This window comes from Caldimonas manganoxidans ATCC BAA-369, assembly GCF_000381125.1.
Classification (GTDB): domain Bacteria; phylum Pseudomonadota; class Gammaproteobacteria; order Burkholderiales; family Burkholderiaceae_C; genus Caldimonas; species Caldimonas manganoxidans.
This window is the reverse complement of the sequence record NZ_KB905965.1, coordinates 13,775-30,083: the sequence shown is the minus strand read 5'-3', so window position 1 is coordinate 30,083 and position 16,309 is coordinate 13,775. Positions and strand designations below refer to the sequence as shown.

The window sequence follows — 16,309 nt, the reverse complement described above, 5'->3', positions numbered from 1 at the left end:
GCCCTCAACAAGCTCTCGCAGCGCGTGGGCATCACGGTGGAGTCGCTCTCTACCCTGGTGCCGGCGGCGGAACTGTCCGGTGTCTCGGCGCAGACCTTCGAGACGGGGCTCAAGAAGCTCGCCACCACGATGTTCGAGGCGGCCACGGGCTCGGAGGAGTCCGCCCGGCGCCTCAAAGCGCTGGGTGTGGAGTTCAAGAACCAGGACGGCACGCTGCGCGCGACCGATGCGGTGCTGCTCGATCTGGCCGACCGCCTCCAGGCCATGCCCGACGGGGCGCAGAAGTCGGCGCTGGCGGTCGAACTCTTCGGCAAGAGCGGCGCCGAACTCATCCCCTTCTTGAACCAGGGGCGCGAGGGCATCGCGGCATTGACCGGCGAGATGGAAGCGCTCGGCGTGCAGATCGGCGGCGACACCGCCGCGCAGGCCGAGGTGTTCAACGACTCGCTGGCCAAGCTGCGGCTCGCCGCGACGAGTCTGGCCAACCGGGTGATCGAGGCGTTCCTGCCGGCCCTGAACGAGATGGCCGGCGGGATGGTCGAGTCGGCCAAGCAGGGCGGTGCCTTGCGCGCGATCCTGGACGGCGTCGTGCTGGTGCTCAAGACCCTGGCGCTGGGTGCCGCCACGGTCGGCAAGGCCTTCGTCGCCCTGGGTGAGGCGATCGGCGCCGGCGTGGCCGCGGCCGTGCAGGCCCTGCAAGGCAACACCGCCGGGGCTCGCGCCATCATCGCCGAACTCAAGGGCAGCCTCGTGCGGCGCCTGGACGAACTGGCCGAGTTCCGGGACAGCCTGTTCGACCCCAAGCCCATCGAGGTGCAGGCGCCGCGCATCCAGGCCGACCCGGCGCTGCTGCAGCGGCTCACGGCTCCGGGCAAGACCCGCGACACCGCGAGCGCTCAGGCTGCGTTGATGAAGGCTCGGCTCGACGCCGAGTTCGCCTTGCTCGAGGACGGATTGGCCCGCCAGCAGCGCGCCCTCGACGCGGCGCTGCAAGACCGGCTGGTCTCCCTCCGCGACTACCACGTGCAGAAGACCGCGCTCGAGCAGCGCGAACTCGACGCCGAGATCGCTCGCCGCCGGCAGGAACTCGCCGCGCAACAGGCGATCGCCGCCAATCCGCGCGCCTCCGAATCCGAGCGCCTGCGCGCCAAAGCGGAGATCGCCAAGCTCGAGGCCGACCTCATCGTCCTCAACGGCCGCCGCGCCGACATCGAACAGGCCAACGCCCGCGCCGCCGCCCAGGCCGAGCGGGAACTGGCCGAGGCCTTGGCCCAGGCACGCGAGGAACTCGCCCAGCTCACCGGCACCGACACGGCGGAAGACCGGCGCGCCGCGATCGGGCGCAGCTACCGGGATCTTCGCGCACGCCTGGCGGCCGAGAACGACGCCGCGGGCGTCTCGCTCGTCGACCGACTCATCGACGTGAAGGCCGCGCAGGCCAACCTCGCCCGGCTGGAACAGGAGTGGCGGCTCGTCACCGAGCGGCTGCGCAACGCCCAGGAGGCGATCCAGATCCAGAGCCAAGCGGGGCTGCTCACCGAAGCCCAGGCCCGGCAGCGGATCGTGGTCTTGCAACAGCAATCGGCGGCCGAGATGCAGCGGCTCCTGCCCGCAATGCAGCAGGCCGCGCAGGCGATCGGACCGGAGGCGGCGGGCCGCGTGGCCGCCTGGCGCAACGAACTGGAGCGCACACGGCTCGTCGCCGACGAACTCGCGCCGCTGTGGAACCGCATCGGCGAAGGCTTCGGCAACGCCCTGCAGGGCATGGTCACCGGCGCGCAAAGCCTCCGCGAGGCGCTGTCCAACCTGTTCCGCCAGGTGGCCGACGCCTTCCTGCAGCAGATGGTGATCCAGCCCTTCCAGCAGTGGGTGGCGATGCAGGCGCGCATGCTCGCGCTCAAGCTCGGCTTCCTCCAGCAGGAGCAGGCCATCGAGCAAGCGGCGGCGGCCCAGTCGGTGGCGCAGAAGTCTGCCGAGACCACCGCCAAGGTGTCGATGGATGCGGCCCAGGCCGGCGCGGGCGCGGCGGCCTCGCAGGCCTCCATCCCCCTCGCCGGGCCCGTGCTCGCCATCGCCGCGATGGCCGCGATGGTCGCGGCCGTCATGGCCTTGCTGGGCGGGATCAAGAAGTTCGCGGCCGGCGGCTTCGTCACGGGTCCCGGCACGGCGACCTCGGATTCGATCCCGGCGCGGCTGTCGGCCGGCGAATACGTGGTGCGTGCGGCGGCGGTCCGGCGCGTCGGCGTGGCCTTTCTCGATGCCCTCAACGGCCTGCACGCCCCGCCGGTGTGGGACGGGCGGCGTCTGGCCCTGGCCGCCGGGGGGCTCGTGCCCCAGGTCCAGGTGCAGCCGGCCGCGCCGCAGGTCAGCCAGGCCGTGCGCATCGTCAACGCCATCGACCCGGGCGTCACCCACGACCACCTGCAGACCCCCGCCGGCGAGCGGGTGATCCTCAACATCATCGGGCGCAACGCGCGCGCGGTGCGCGCGGCGCTCCAGGGATAGCCATGGCCTTGCTCTTCATCGACGGTTTCGATCACTACGACCCGCAGGCACTCGACCCCTTCGGCGATCCGTGGCTCGCGCGCGGCAAGGCGGCGTATCTGTCGCCGCAGGCCCAACGCATCCCCGGCCGGCGGCCATCGTCCTATGCCTTGCGCCTGCCCGAAGGCGCGGGTGGCGGCTATGTCAAGAACCTCGATGCCACCAAGACCAGCCTCATCGTGGGCGCAGCGATTCGCGTGGCGCCCTTCGAGAACACGGGTGAGGAGCCGGTGCTGCTGGGCGTGCGCGATGCGAATGCGCAGGTGGCGCACATCGTCAAGATCGGCGAGGACGGGCGGCTCAAGCTCTACCGCGGGCAATACGGCTACGAGCAGCTGATCTCGACCTCGATCGCCACCGCCGCCGCGCGCGGCTGGCACTACGTCGAGCTGCAAGTCACGCAAGGCACGAGCAACGGCGTCTTGAGCGTGCGGGTCAACGGCATCCTGGCCATCCAGATGACGGCGCAGAACACCATCCAAGGCGGCGGCCAACTGCTGACGGCGTTCGTCGGCGCCGTGCCGGGCCAGTCCTGCCCGGTCACGCTCGATGTGGACGACCTCTATCTCGCCGACACCTCGGGCACGATCAACAACACCTTCCTGGGCGACGTGCGGGTGGACGCGCTGCAAGCACAGGCCGACGGCAGCCTCAACCAGTGGACGGTCGAAGGCGCGGCCTCGGCCTGGCAGGCGGTCAGCGACGGCGATGAGGCCAGCAGCATCCGCGCCAACGCCGCGGGCTTGCGCCAGACCTTGCGCCTCGCGCCGCTGCCGGCGATGGCCACGCCTGCCATCCACGGCGTGCAGGTGACGATGCTGGCCCGCAAGACCGAAGCGGGCCTGGGCAAGGTGAAGGGCCTGGTGGCCAGCGGCGCGCAGACCGCCGTGAGCAGCGACCTCATCCTGCAAGAGCAGCTGGCCTGGCACACGGCGCTCTTTGAGCGCAACCCCAGCGGCAACGTCCAGTGGACCGAAGCCGCCTTCAATGCCGCTGAGTTCGGCGTGGAGTCGGCATGACGGATCGCCTCGTCGCCGAGCAGCTCTCTGAGCTGGGCAGCGCGCCGGTGCCCGGCAGCGCTCTGGCCGCCTTGCAGGGCGAGGTGCTTTCTCGGGCGGCCTTGGGCGCGGGCGCGGCCCACTTCACGCCAGAGACGGCCGTCTCGCCCTGGCCGCCCGATTCGGCAGCCCGCCTGCTCGCGGAATCGCTGGCAGCCCCCTGGCCGCCCATCGAGGCCCCCGCGTTACTGGTCGAGGTGCTGCGCCGGGACACGGCATCAGCCGCCATCGTCGCCACCGGCATGGAGGCCTTTGGCGATGCGCCGTGGCCGGATGCCCGGCGCGGCGTCTTCGCCTTCGGCCACGACTGGGCCGAACCGCTCGTCGAGCGGCTGCAGTGGCAGACGGCCGTGGCGCGGACCGCCAGCGGCAACGAAGCCCGCCAAGGGCTGCGCCGCGTGCCCCGGCGAACCCTCACCTACGCCGTGGGCCATGGCCGCGCCACCGATGCGCTGGTGGCCGACTGGCTGGCCGATCATCTCGGGCAGAAGGCGCTGTGGCCGCTGCCGCAGCACGCCGCGCGCCTGACCGAAGCCGCTGGGGCGGGAGCGTTGGCGCTGGCCGTCGCCCCGGTGCGGGCAGCCGCGTTCGGTCCACTGGCAGCCGACGTGCGGCTGGGCTTCGATGGGCTGCAGGGCTGGGACGGGGATGAGCGCTGGGTGTGGATCCTGGCCGCCGATGGCTGGCAGACCGCGCGGCTCTCACACGTGGAGACCGAGCGGCTTTGGCTGGCCGATCCACTGTCTCGCTCCGTGCCAGCGGGTACGACGGTCATGCCGCTGGCATGGGGCATGGCCAGCGAGGCGGCAGACTTCGCCCAGTGGGTGCCGGGCGTGGTCGGCGGACGCGTGACCGCGAGCCTCGCGCCTGCGCCCCTGCCGGACATGGACCTGCTCGACGACCCTTTGCTCGACGGCCTGCCGGTCTGGCCCGATAGCAACTGGCGCGACGATCCGTCCGCCACCGCCCAAGGCGTGATCACCCGGCAAGACCTCTCGCCCGCCGACCCTTGGATGCGCCGCGACGACCCGTGGCCGGCGACGACCTACCAGCGCCGCTACCTGGCCAGCGGCCACGAGGACATCGAGCGCTGGCGCTCGCGCCTGGAGCGGGTCCAGGGCCGCCTGGGCGCCTTCTGGCTGCCCGATGGCCTGGCGCCGGTGCTGTGGGTGAGCGCCGAGGCCGATCCCGAGGATGGCTTTCTGCGGGTGACGGGCGAGGACTCGTCCGCCTTCTGGCATCGCCCCGCCGCCTGCCTGATCCTGCATCCGGACGGCAGCCGGCAGCAGGCGCTGACCGCGACCTGCCACCGCGATCAGAGCGGCGTGCTGGTGCTGCGCTCGGGGCTGGAGGCGCCCGTACCCGCGGGCAGCCGCGTCGTGCGCCTGGCCCGCTGCCGCCTCGACCACGATGCCGTCGAGCTGTACTGGCACACCCCCGGGCTGGTCGAGATTCCCATCACCGCGCGCCAGCTGCCCGAGCCGCGCGGCAATGACCGCGTCGTCTACGTCGGGTACTGACCATGAGTGCGATGCCTCTGCTCGAAGTCGAGCTCTACGTCTTCGAGGGCGCCAGCTTCAGCGTGCGGCTCACCCCGCACGAGTTCGACGTGGACATCGACGGCCAGCGCTACGAGCGCTGCCCGATCGAGCGCAGTACGCTCGCGCTGGGCGCCGAGGCCGCCAAGAGCGCGCTGGAACTGCGGCTGCCACCCGACCACGCTTTGGTGCGCCATCTGTTGCAGGCGGCCATCACCGGCGAGGCCACCGCGGTGCGGTTGATCGTGGCGCGCATCCACACCAGCGGCATCGCCCAGGCTGTGCGCTGGATGGGCCGGGTGCTGGGCGTCGAGGTGTCCAGTGATGCGGCGCGCATCCGCTGCGAGTCCGCGCAGGTGAGCTTGAAGCGCATTGGCTTGCGGCGGCTCTACAGCCGCGCCTGCTCGCACGTGCTGTATTCGGCGGCCTGCGGGGCGTCTCCCATCACCGCCAGTGCGGTGGTTGGGTGGACCGATGGTTCGCTCATCTTTATCGAAGGCGGCGTACCACCCTCCGTGCTAGGGATGCTCGCCGGCGGCTGGATGCAGATGCCGGACGGTGCCCGCCACATGATCGTCCGTGACGATCCCGACGCGGTGGAGTTGCTCTATCCGGTGGCCATCGCCTCAGGCACCGAGATCGTGCTCGTGGCCGGCTGCGACCACAGCACGACGACCTGCCAGGCGCGGTTCGACAACCTCGCCAACTACGGCGGCTTCCCCGCCATCCCGAGCAAGAACCCGTTTGCGACGGGCGTGTTCTGACCCCTGAGAAGCATCGCCATGTGGTACCTCGTCGTCATCGTGGTAGCGGCCGTGGTCTCGGCCGCGCTCGCCCCGAAACCGCCCGAACCGAAGCCGGCGTCGCTCTCCGACGTCGATGCCCCCACCGCCGAGGAGGGCCGGCCGATTCCCGTCGTGTTCGGCGCGGTGCTGATCCGTGGCGCCAACGTCGTGTGGTACGGCGACTTGGAGGCCGAACCCATCAAGAAGAAGGGCGGCAAGAAGTGAGGAGCAAGCCCCTGACCATCACCATCGACCATGTGCGCGCCGCCGGCCTGTGCGTGCACGGCACGCGCGCCTGGTTCGCGCGGCAAGGCCTGGACTTCCGCGCCTTCCTGCGCGAAGGCATCGACGCCGAGACGCTGCTGGCCACGGGTGACGCGATGGCTATGCGGGTGGTCGAGCTTGCTAGCGCTCAATCCAGCCAGCAGGAGGTTGTCTGATGGGCGGCCGCAGCAAGAGCCAGACCGTCGGCTACCGCTACCGCATCGGCCTGCACCTGGTGCTGTGCCAGGGGCCGGTGGACGTGGTGCAGGAAATCCAGATCGGCGAGCGCACCGCCTGGGGAGACGCCAGTCGCGCGCCGCTGCCGGCCGGCCATGGGATCGGGCGCCTGTCCATCGACAAGCCGACCCTCTTCGGCGGCGATGAACGCGAAGGCGGCGTGGTGGGTGAGATCGACGTGATGGGCGGTGAGGCCACCCAGGGCCGCAACGACTACCTGATGAGCCGGATCGGTGCGGCGATTCCGGCTTTCCGTGGCGTGCTGTCCGTGGTGGCGCGCAAGATCTTGTTCTCCGCCAACAACCCCTATCTGAAGCCCTGGGCGGTGCGGGTGCGGCGCTTCATGGAAGGCTGGCACGGCGAGCCCTGGATGCAATGGGAAGCCGAAGTGCGAAGCTGGGACGCCGACAGCGGCGCTTACGTGACCGTCGGCATGAACCCGGCGCACATCCTGGTGCAGTGCCTGACCGACCCGCATTGGGGCATGGGCTATCCGGTGAGCGCCATCGGGCCGAGCTTTTGGAGCGCGGCCTGGGCCCTGTCCAGCGAAGGTTTTGGGCTGAACCTGCTGTGGACCCGCCAGCAGCCGATCGAGGGCTTCATCGCCCAGGTGCTCGACCACATCGGCGGCATCCTCTACCTCGACCCCGAACGGGGCCGCTTCGAGCTCAAGCTCCTGCGCGACGATTACTGGATCGAGGGCCTGCCGCTCCTGGGCCCCGACGAGATCGCGCGCATGGAGCGCTTCGAGCGCGCCCAGTGGGGGGAACTCCCCAACGAGATCACCGTGGTCTATACCGACTGGGCCACGGGCAAGGAGGCCACCGTCTCGGTGCAAAACCTCGCGGCCATCCAGCTGCAAGGCGGCGTGATCAACCAGCGCCGCGATTATCCGGGCGTCAACTACGGGCCGCTGGCCGCCAGGCTCGCCTTGCGCGATCTGCGGGCGCTGGGCTCGCCACTGGCCCGCATGACCCTCACCCTCGCCCCCAGCGCCCTGGAACGACCGCCCTTGCCGGGCGATGTATTCATCCTCCACTGGCCGCGCCTTGGCATCACGCGCATGGTCGCGCGCGTCGTTGGCATCGACACCGGCGCGCTGGGCGCGGCCGAATGGCGCATCGATGCGGTGGAGGACGTGTTCGGCATGGGCGACACCGTGCTCTCGTCATCGCCGCCGCCCATCGAGGAGCCGCCCCTCGTGCCTCTGCCGCCGGCGCTCGTGCTGGCGGTCGAGGTGCCGTACTGGGAGCTCGCCCGGCGCATGAGCCGCGCCGATCTGGACTACCTGACCGACACCGACACGTATATTGGTGCGCTGGCGGCGGCCGGGGGTAGCGGGCAACTGAACTGGTTGCTGGCCACCGGCGCCAGCAACGCCAGCCTCCAAGCTGTGGCCAGCGAAGACTATGCGCCACTCTTGCGGCTCGAGGCCGCCTTGCCGGCGAGCGAAGCCGATGCGCTGGCCGTGCCGGTGACGGCGCTGGCAAACCCCGAGCGATTGAGCATCGGCGACTGCGCCTACCTGGTCGATGCTACAGGCCAGATCCGCGAGGCGGTGGCCATCCTCGCCTTCGATGCCACCGCGAGCACGGTGGATCTCGCCCGCGGCGTGCTCGACACCACGCCCAAAGCGCACGCTGCTGGCACCCGGCTGATTGGGGTCGGCGAGTGGCTGGCCGCAGAGACCATCGAGCGCGCCCCGGGCGAATCGGTGTTCGTCGCCGCCCTCCCGCGCACATCGACCGAGCAGGGCGCAGCCGTGCTCGCCGCCAACGGCCAGCCGCTGCTGCTCGGCGGCCGGCAGGCGCGGCCCTATCCGCCGGGGCGCGTCCGCATCAACGGCCAGCGCGAGCCCGCCGTGGTGGCCGGCGACCTGATCCTGACCTGGGCGCACCGCGACCGCACCCAGCAGACCGCCTACCTCGTGAAGCAAGACGAGGGCGACATCGGCCCCGAGTCAGGCACCACCTACACCGTGCGCATCCGCGACCGAAACGGAAACCTCGTGCGCACCGAATCCGGCCTCACCGGCAACGGCTGGACTTTTGATATGGCGAGCGCCGCCGTGGATACCGGAGCAGCAGGCGACCGCATCACCCTCGAAATCGAAGCCGAGCGCGAGGGGCTCACAAGCTGGCAGGCGCAGGTGCGCAGCGTCGAGCGCGCGGGCTACGGCCTGCGCTGGGGGCAGTATTGGGGCGGGGTGTGATGGAGATGACCCTCGACATGAGTGAGCGGCCGCGCATCGACGTGCACCTGCTCACGCTCGACGAGCCCGCCGAATGGCGCGCGGCCTGCATCGAGAGCCTGGCAGGCGCGCCGATCCGGCTGCACGTGCTGCCGGGCATCCCCGGCCGGATCGGCCAGGCGCGCGCGGCAGGCTACGCGCGAGGGACCTTGCCGCTGGCGTCCTTCGTCGATCCCGACGATCTCTATGAAGCCGGCGCCTTCGCGCCGCTGGCCGATGCGCTCGATGCTTGCCCACAGGCGGTGCTGGCCTATACCGACGAGGCGTTGATGGACGAGGCCGGGCGCCCCTTGGGTGTGCGGCGACTGGCTTATAGCGCCTTCCAGCACGCCCACTCGGCCAGCCATGTGCACGGCCTGATCGTGATGCGACGCTGCGCCGTCGAGCCACTGCTGCCGCGCCTGTTCGACCTGCGCCTCAGAGCCGAATGGGCGCTCACCCGAATGCTGTCCCAGCGCGGCAGCGTGCTGCACCTGCCCATCGTCGGGCGGCACTGGCGGCAACACCCGCGGCAAGTCCATCGCACCGCAGACCCGGCTGTCGCGCGGCGCATCCGGCAAACGATCGACCACGCCACGAACTCCTGGAGATAGACCATGCCATCGACCGACCCGAACCTGGGGCTTGCCTACGGCTGGACGCTGGGCGAATCCGGCTGGCACACGCAGATGGACGCGAACCTCAAGCGCCTGGGCGCCATCGTCGGCCTGTCCGTCAAAGACCGCGACCTCACCGCGCCACCGGCGAGTCCCGTCAACGGCGACCGCTACATCATCCCGGCCGGTGCCACCGGCGCCTGGGCTGGCAAGACGAACCAGATCGCCGTGCGCATCGGCGGAGCGTGGGAATACCACGCGCCCCAGGTCGGGTGGCTGGCCTACATCGAGGACGAGGCCAAGCTCGCCGTCTTCAAGCCCAGCGGCTGGAGCGCGGGTATCGCCGTCTGATCGCTATCCCGCCGCAACCCACCGAACCCGCCTTGGTGCGACGCGCATCAGGCGGGTTTCGCTTTTGGCTTCGGCATCACGTGGCTGCGCCACATGAGCCTACGCCGCAACTTCGTTGTTTGGAGACCTGCCATGACCGAACCGAACCAACCGCCTGCGCTCGTGGAGAACATGCTCCTCTTGCGCCGCGAGGACTTCGACGACTTGCTCGACCGCGCCGCCGAGCGGGGTGCTGAGCGAATCCTTGCGCACCTGGGCCTCGAAAACGGCCGTGCCGCCAAGGACATCCGCGAGCTGCGCGACCTGTTGGACGCGTGGCGCGATGCCCGCCGCACGGCCTGGCAGACCGCCGTCAAGGTCATCACCACCGGCATCCTGGCCGCGCTGCTGGTGGGGGCCGCCATCAAGTTGAAGCTCATGGGAGGCAGTCAATGATTGAGACCTTGCTCGGTGGGCTCCTCGGCGGGGCCTTCCGTCTGGCACCCGAGATCCTGAAGTGGCTGGACCGCAAAGGCGAGCGCAGCCACGAGCTGGCGATGCAGGACAAAGCGCTGGAGTTCGAGAAGCTGCGCGGGGCGCAGCGCATGGCCGAGATCGGCGCTGCCGCCGATGCGGCGTGGAATACCGGTGCCATTGAAGCGTTGCGCGAGGCGGTGGCGGCACAGGGAAGGCCCTCGGGTGTCAAGTGGGCCGATGCACTCTCCACAACGGTGAGGCCTGTAGTGACCTACCTCTTCGTGCTGATGTATGCCGTGGTGAAGCTTTCCACCTTCGTCGGTTCGGTGCAGTCGGGCGTGGGGTTCGGGCCGGCGCTGATCGCCACTTGGACGGAAGCAGATCAAGCACTGCTGTCGGGCATCCTGAACTTCTGGTTTATTTCGAGGGTATGGGAGCGGCGCGGTGGCCAGGCGTAAGGGACGCCAGCCGCGACCGCTGGCCGAACGCTTTTGGGAGAAGGTCGACAAGCGCGGTCCGGATGAATGTTGGCCGTGGGTCGGCTCCATCGATACCCGCGGCTACGGCAGCATCGGTGCCGATGGCGGAAAGCCGCTGCTCAGGGCACATCGTGTCGCTTATGAACTGTGTGTCGGCCCGATTCCACCTGGCCTTGTGGTCTGCCATACCTGCGACACACGGCACTGTGTCAATCCCATCCATCTCTTCGTTGCCACGCAGCGAGAGAACGTGCTGGATATGGTACGCAAGGGGCGCCGCCAATGGCCGGCCGGTGAGCGCCATCCGAAAGCGAAGCTGCGCGCAGAAGATGTCATCGCCATACGCAACGACACAAGGCCGCCGCGTCTGATCCGTGCCGAATACGGCATCGGCAAGACCACGTTGCATCAGATCAAGCGGCGCGAGACGTGGAGGTGCCTGCCATGATCCGGGTACCGCCTCAAGCCATCGATCTGGCCAAGCGCTTCGAGGGCTTTCACCGCGTGCCGAAGAACGACCCAGGCCGCGCGCATCCCTACATCTGCCCGGCCGGCTACTGGACCGTCGGCTACGGTCACCTCTGCGATCCCAAGCACCCGCAGATCACGGAGGCTGAAGCAGAGGTCTATCTGGCCCGCGACCTCCAATCGGCACTCGCCGCCACGCTGCGCTACTGCCCGGTGCTGGCCACTGAGCCGGAGGGGCGGCTCGCGGCCGTTGTGGACTTCACGTTCAACCTCGGCGTGGGGCGGCTGCAGACATCAACGCTGCGACGGCGGATCAATCAGCGGGACTGGGTTGCCGCCGGGCAAGAGCTGCGCCGGTGGGTTTACGGCGGGGGGAGAATACTGCCCGGCCTGGTGGCGCGGCGGGAAGCGGAAAGACATCATCTCATCCAGCCACACGGATCATGGTCGTCGTAGAGGAAGACCCTGAGCGCAACCGCGCCAAAAATGCTTCCGCATCGATACGGGGCAAGAGCCGTTCATTGGCTTCGGCGAAATGCGGCAGCCCTGCCCATAGGAGGGGATCGCCAATGATGAAGATGCGGTGCTTGGCGCGGGTCAGGGCTACATTGAGCAGGTTGGGCTTGCTGGCCGCCCAGTTGGCCGCGCCACGGGTCTGGTCATCGCAGCCCAGCACCAGAAACACCAGGCTTTCCTCCTTGCCCTGGAAGGTGTGTACCGTGCCGATACGGCTTTGACACCACTGGCGCAGGGCAGTCTTGGAAATTGGCTTGGGGCGCTCGATCTGACCGTTCAAATGAGTGATGAGGGTTGACTTGATGCGTCGAAACGGCGTGATCACATACAGGTCAGGCAGCGCGCCCGTGCGCTCGATGAGCGCCTGGATCGCATGCCCGATCAATGCCACCTGCTCGGGCACCACTAGTTTGTCTTGGGTCCGGCCGCCGACGGCGACCCAGCTGCTCGGTCCCACATCCAGGCTGCCGGCAGGCGGCTTGCGGTCTTTCAGGCCGAAGACCATCTTGTTGCCGTAGGCGATGGCATTGGCAATGGTGAACATCGGGTCGGCACACCGCCGATGCACCCGCAGGGGGCTGCCGATCCATTGTGCTGGGTCGTTGCCGGCCAGCCACGTGCCGTGCGCATTGGCGGCGTCGGCCACGGTCTGCACAGAGGCCAGATGAGGCTCGATTCTGGGTTCATCGGGCAGCTGTGCCTGCCCAGCCAGCGCCTCGATCAAGGGGATGGGGACGGTGAACACCGGCTCGATCTGCAGCGGATCGCCCACCACCACGGCCCGGCGTGCCCGCCATAGTGCGCCCACCGCGGCCTGCGGCACGGCCTGGCCGGCTTCGTCGATGAACAGCCATCCAAGCGCCCCAGGGCCAAGATCGCGGAATTGTCTGGCGATCGACGCGAAGGTGCTGGAGACGACGGGCACGATCATGAACAGGCTCTGCCAGATGGCCAAGGCCTGCTGGGGGTCGGTCAAGCGCTTGCCCGCCAGCAGGTGACCGATGGCCATGACGTTGCCGCCGAAGCCTCCGCCCTTTTGCAGCACTTCCGCGAGCCACGCCTCGTGCAGCCCCAGGGCCGCCACGAAGAGTTCGCTGCGCAAGCGATTGAGCGTCTCGTCCCGCCACAAGCCTTCGATCTGCCAGCGCGCCTGCTCCAGATCGGCGGGCGAATCGGGGCGGGCGGCGGCTGGGAAATCTTCTTTCAGCTGTTGCCATTCGGCTTGCAGGCGATCCCACTCTTGCAGCTTCTTTTCCAGGCGCTGGCGGGCGTTGGAGAAGGACGCTTGCGCCTGGTGGCTGGCACGCTTGGCCTGATCCCGCTCGACTTCGAGCGCGCGCAGCTGACTGAGCCAATGGCGCTGCTGCTCATGGTTGCCAGCCAGTGCCTGCCGGTACTGACGTTCTTGGGCGCGCCGCCACCAGCGCAGCCACCAGGCTGGCCGCTGCCGTTCGATCAGCCGTTCTTCTTCGCGCAGCAGGCTCAGTTGCCGTTGCGCGAGCGTGTGCGACTCTTCGGCTTCCCGTGCCCATTGCTGCGCCATGTGCAGTTGATGCTGTGCCGCCTGCACCTGCGCCTGGAGTTCAGCCACGAAGCTGTCCCGCGTTTGTCCGCGCAGATCCAAGCTCAGCTTGGCGAAGCGATCGAGCTTTTGCAGGCGTTCTTCGACCGCGTTGGCCGCGTTCAAGAAGGCTTGACGCGCCTCGGTAAAACTGGGGCCGGAGTACGTCTGCCGCCAGCGCCATAGCGATTGATGGCGCTCGGGGTCATAGCCCGTCGGCATGCGGTCTGCGCTTTGTCCATCGAAGCGCAGCCGATCGGCAAAGGCGGTGCGGTTGGCTTTTTTGCCCAGGGCGCAGGCCAACAATCCCCAAGGCTCGTCATCGGGCGCGAGCGCGGCATAGTCGCCCTTGGCCGTACGTGCGGCTAGGTTGCAGGCCACGGGGCGAAGGTAAGAGATGCGCGGAGTTCCATCGGGATGGCGCCATGTCGCTTTACCCAGGGCCTTGGCCTTGGGCAGGTCGCGCGAGATGTTCTCGACGGCGGCATTGTTGGAAGAAGCCACCACCATCTCAAAGCCGACGAGGCTCTCGTGCAGAGGTCTGACTTTGCAAGGCTGCTCGCCGTGAAACTCGACCTGGATCGTCTTTCCCAGCGCATCGGATGCCTTGTTGAACTGGGCCAGCGCCCGTGCGCGCCATGTGATGATCTCGGCGAACACATCGCGCAGCAGGGTGGTCTTGCCCGTGCCTGGCGGACCGTTGACCGAGAAGATGCCGCCGTTGCCGAGCCGTTCAAAAATGCTGTTGACGGCAAACTGCTGCATCAGGCTCATGGCATGCGCGGGCTCATCAGGCCAGTGCGCACGGGGCAGGCGATTCGGGATCAGCGTTTCGAGGATGTGTTTTCGCCCCTCGTCGCTGTAAAGATCTAGGCGCTCGGATTCAGGCAAAGGCGACAGGTAGGCAACGAGCGCTGATCCCGTCCCGCCGCTTTGCAGCCAAGCGAGGGCGCGGGCGATGTCTTGGACATAGAAGCTGTTGAGGATGTCGATCTCGATGCCGTCTTCGGTGCCTGCTGCTGCGTCCTCGTCCTCATTGTCCGCAGCCTCTGCCACGGCGGCGGCGCTGGAGGAGGCGGTCTGGGCGGGTAGTGAGGCGACCTTGCCCGAGTCGGCATCGACCACGCTTTTGGCGCGAATCAGCACGACGGGCTGCTTCTCATCGTCGAGCCTGAGGCCAGACCAGTCCTCGAACATCTCCAGCAGCGCCAAGACCTCCTGGCCAGACAAGGGGCGGCGGTCGAGGGCGAGGGGTTCGTCGATGGCGGCTTGAGGCGGCTTGGCGCCAGCTGCCATGCCTTCGGCCCGAAATTGCCACAGACGGTCTTTGAGGTTGCGCATACCGTCATCGAACGCCGCCGTATCCAGGGCCTCCAGTCCCCCAGTTTGCAGCCGCCCCAGCGCCCACGGCGCCAGCGACACGCAAACCTCATCGAGCAAAGGCTCGCCGGTTGGACCCACCCGCAGCTTGGCCATGCAGGTGGGGCCTTCCAGTTCTCCGCGTTCGTCCTGTTCCCAGGCTTGCGGTGAATCGGGATCGGGCGCCTTGCGTAACGCGGCGCGCGTTGTTTCGGCCAGCCGGGACTTGTCGAACAGACCCAGGTAGAGATCGAACCCCATCAACCGGAGCCCAGACGGCAGAGGGATGCGCCACAGGTCACGGTGTCCACGGAGGTCGGCACGAGACAGGCACCGAACCGACCATTCGGCATCCGGCACATCCAGCACCTGTTGCAGATCGAAGGGTATAAAAAACTCGATCTGGTGCCAAAAGCGCAACGCGGCGCGGGCATCCAGCGGCAGGGTCGATTTGGTGGTCGTGGTGGATGGCGTGCTCATCGTTCCCGCCCTGCCTCCTGCCAAGCCTTCTGCACCGGAGACAGCAGGTACTCCATCACGGTGCGTTGCCCCTGATGGATCTCGGCGATGACCTGCATGCCGGGTGAGAGCCGCAAGCGGTTGCCATCGATTTCGAGATGCTGGGCACCCAGCCTGACGAGGGCCTTGTAGCGCAGGCCGGCGGCGGCATCGGGAGCGTCGCCCCCTGCCTTCGAGGATGAGCTCGGTTGATCGGCCGCGTCGGGGCCGACATGGATGACGGTACCGTCGATCATGCCGTACTTCTGGAACGGATACGCCGACAGCTTCAGTTTCACGCGCTGATCCCGGTGCACGAAGCCCACGTCCTCGTTCTTCACATAGACCTCGGCCTGCAGCGGTTCGTCATGCGGGACCAGCGTCATCAACACACTTCCGGGTGAGACGACCGTCCCGACCGTGTGCGTGGCCAGATCCTTGATCACGCCGCGCTGCGGCGCGCGCAGGGACAACAGGGCCGCCTTGTGCTCGATCTTTTCGAGTTCGTCCCGCAACCTGCGGAATTGCGACTCGGCCTCAATCCGCTCGTTCTGCAATTCGGCTCGGTAGTTGGAGGTGATCTGGGCCAGTTTCTTCTCACTGGCGGCAAGGGTCGACTTGAGGCTCGCCACCGTGGCCTCCTGGGCCCGCAAGTCCTGCTCCTTCTCGATGCGGTCGCGCTGCTTCTCCTCCACGGCCAAGGGGCTCAAGAAGCCCTCCTTGCCCAGCTTCTCGAAGGCGGCTGCACTCTTGCGGTAGGTCGGAAGCGTCTCCCTCAACTTGCGTGCCAGTTCTTCCGCGGCCTGGAGGTCGTGGCGGGTTTTGGCGAGGGTGGCCTGCTCCTGCGCGACCGCATCCAGGTAGGCCTGACGATGGGCGGCGTATTGGCTCGCGACCTGCGCGTAGATCTCCGGCGCGTCCGACGCTTCCGCGTGCATCGGCATGCCTGACAATTCGGCATCGATGCGGCGCAGTTGCAGGCGCTTGAGCTCGTACTCGTTGCGCAGTGTGCGGGCGTCGGCTTCGGTCAGTTTGGCATCCATGCGCATCAGAATCTCGCCGGCCTCGACCGCTTGACCTTCCCGCACCAAGATTTCCTGCACGATGCCAGCCTCCGCCGGCTGCACGATCTTCACATAGCTTTGCGGCACCAGCCGGCCTTCGGCCACGGCGACGATGTCGAGTTTGCCGAAGCTCGCCCATGCGAGCAGGATGGCGAACAAGGCCACGACGCAGTAGAGCACCGTCCGAGGCAATCTGGCCGGCGGGCTTTCCTGGATGGCGAGCAGCCCTGGTGCGAAGTCGAGCGCGTCGGCCGACAGGGTCTTGACCGCCGGTTTCATGCGTC

The 16,309-nt window shown here is 68.3% G+C and carries 15 protein-coding genes; 13 read left to right on the top strand and 2 right to left on the bottom strand.

What is annotated here, in order from left to right; translation table 11 throughout:
• The 13 genes from F615_RS0115015 to F615_RS0114955 form a co-directional block, all read left to right on the top strand.
• A partial coding sequence (locus tag F615_RS0115015; protein ID WP_019561998.1) for a tail protein occupies nucleotides 1-2,505 on the top strand: 2,505 nt, incomplete at its 5' end.
• A gap of 2 nt (nucleotides 2,506-2,507) precedes the next feature.
• A complete protein-coding gene (locus F615_RS0115010; protein WP_019561997.1) occupies nucleotides 2,508-3,563 on the top strand; it encodes a hypothetical protein in 1,056 nt (351 codons plus the stop codon).
• A complete protein-coding gene (locus tag F615_RS0115005; protein ID WP_019561996.1) occupies nucleotides 3,560-5,122 on the top strand; it encodes a hypothetical protein in 1,563 nt (520 codons plus the stop codon). Before F615_RS0115010 ends, F615_RS0115005 begins: the two co-directional genes overlap by 4 nt.
• 2 nt (nucleotides 5,123-5,124) lie before the next feature.
• Nucleotides 5,125-5,904: a phage BR0599 family protein gene (locus F615_RS0115000; RefSeq protein ID WP_026330363.1), complete on the top strand. Its 780-nt coding sequence runs from the start codon at nucleotides 5,125-5,127 to the stop codon at nucleotides 5,902-5,904.
• A gap of 18 nt (nucleotides 5,905-5,922) precedes the next feature.
• A complete protein-coding gene (locus F615_RS0114995) occupies nucleotides 5,923-6,150 on the top strand; it encodes a hypothetical protein (protein ID WP_019561994.1) in 228 nt (75 codons plus the stop codon).
• A complete protein-coding gene (locus F615_RS0114990; RefSeq protein ID WP_019561993.1) occupies nucleotides 6,147-6,365 on the top strand; it encodes a hypothetical protein in 219 nt (72 codons plus the stop codon). The genes F615_RS0114995 and F615_RS0114990 overlap by 4 nt, the downstream gene beginning before the upstream one ends.
• Nucleotides 6,365-8,638 carry a phage tail protein gene (locus F615_RS0114985; RefSeq protein WP_019561992.1) on the top strand — a complete coding sequence of 758 codons (2,274 nt, stop codon included), beginning with the start codon at nucleotides 6,365-6,367 and terminating at the stop codon, nucleotides 8,636-8,638. Before F615_RS0114990 ends, F615_RS0114985 begins: the two co-directional genes overlap by 1 nt.
• A complete protein-coding gene (locus tag F615_RS0114980; RefSeq protein ID WP_019561991.1) occupies nucleotides 8,638-9,270 on the top strand; it encodes a glycosyltransferase family protein in 633 nt (210 codons plus the stop codon). The genes F615_RS0114985 and F615_RS0114980 overlap by 1 nt, the downstream gene beginning before the upstream one ends.
• A gap of 3 nt (nucleotides 9,271-9,273) precedes the next feature.
• Nucleotides 9,274-9,624, top strand: a complete 351-nt coding sequence (locus F615_RS0114975) for a DUF2793 domain-containing protein (protein ID WP_019561990.1) — start codon at nucleotides 9,274-9,276, stop codon at nucleotides 9,622-9,624.
• 132 nt (nucleotides 9,625-9,756) lie between these two features.
• On the top strand, nucleotides 9,757-10,059 hold the full coding sequence (locus F615_RS0114970; RefSeq protein ID WP_019561989.1) for a DUF6127 family protein: 303 nt from the start codon (nucleotides 9,757-9,759) through the stop codon (nucleotides 10,057-10,059).
• A complete protein-coding gene (locus F615_RS0114965; protein WP_019561988.1) occupies nucleotides 10,056-10,538 on the top strand; it encodes a hypothetical protein in 483 nt (160 codons plus the stop codon). The genes F615_RS0114970 and F615_RS0114965 overlap by 4 nt, the downstream gene beginning before the upstream one ends.
• Nucleotides 10,525-11,007 (top strand): HNH endonuclease signature motif containing protein, encoded by a 483-nt coding sequence (locus F615_RS0114960; protein ID WP_019561987.1) that lies wholly within the window; start codon nucleotides 10,525-10,527, stop codon nucleotides 11,005-11,007. Before F615_RS0114965 ends, F615_RS0114960 begins: the two co-directional genes overlap by 14 nt.
• Nucleotides 11,004-11,483, top strand: coding sequence for a lysozyme (locus F615_RS0114955; protein ID WP_019561986.1), 480 nt, complete (start codon nucleotides 11,004-11,006; stop codon nucleotides 11,481-11,483). Before F615_RS0114960 ends, F615_RS0114955 begins: the two co-directional genes overlap by 4 nt.
• Here the strand turns inward: F615_RS0114955 and F615_RS0114950 are convergent.
• Together F615_RS0114950 and F615_RS0114945 are read right to left on the bottom strand one after the other, a co-directional pair.
• Complete coding sequence (locus F615_RS0114950; RefSeq protein WP_019561985.1) at nucleotides 11,452-14,943, bottom strand: DEAD/DEAH box helicase; 3,492 nt, start codon at nucleotides 14,941-14,943, stop codon at nucleotides 11,452-11,454. The genes F615_RS0114955 and F615_RS0114950 overlap by 32 nt on opposite strands.
• Nucleotides 14,940-16,304 (bottom strand): HlyD family type I secretion periplasmic adaptor subunit, encoded by a 1,365-nt coding sequence (locus F615_RS0114945; protein ID WP_019561984.1) that lies wholly within the window; start codon nucleotides 16,302-16,304, stop codon nucleotides 14,940-14,942. Before F615_RS0114945 ends, F615_RS0114950 begins: the two co-directional genes overlap by 4 nt.
• Nucleotides 16,305-16,309 lie beyond the last annotated feature (5 nt).